Consider the following 378-nt stretch of genomic DNA (forward strand, 5'->3'; position numbering starts at 1 on the left):
GGAGGAGGCGCACCGTCGTACCGTCGCCTCGGCCGGTCGTACGGCGGTGTTCTCCGGGCTGACCGTCGCCGGCGCGATGGCCGCGCTCATCGTGATGCCGCAGCGCTTCCTCTACTCGGTGGGTGCCGCGGGCGCCGTGGTCGGCGTGCTGTCGGCCGCGATGGCCGTCATCGTCGTACCCGCCCTGCTGGCGGTGCTCGGTCCCCGCATCAACGCGCTGTCGATCCGCCGCGGGCCCGCGGTCTCCGACACCTCCACCCGGTGGCTTCGCGTCGCACGCGCCGTGATGAAGCGGCCGGTGCTGGTGGCGGTCGCGACGACCGTGGTCCTGGTCGCCCTCGCCGCTCCCTTGCTCGGCACCCATCTCACCGGCCCGAG

The 378-nt window shown here is 74.1% G+C and carries 1 protein-coding gene; it reads left to right on the forward strand.

What is annotated here, in order from left to right; genetic code table 11:
* Positions 1-378 (forward strand): MMPL family transporter (locus ACOADB_RS26635; RefSeq protein WP_378606206.1); only part of this gene is annotated, 378 nt, incomplete at both ends.

This window comes from Nocardioides sp. CPCC 206348 (genome assembly GCF_048654705.1).
In the GTDB taxonomy this organism is placed as follows: Bacteria; Actinomycetota; Actinomycetes; order Propionibacteriales; family Nocardioidaceae; genus Nocardioides.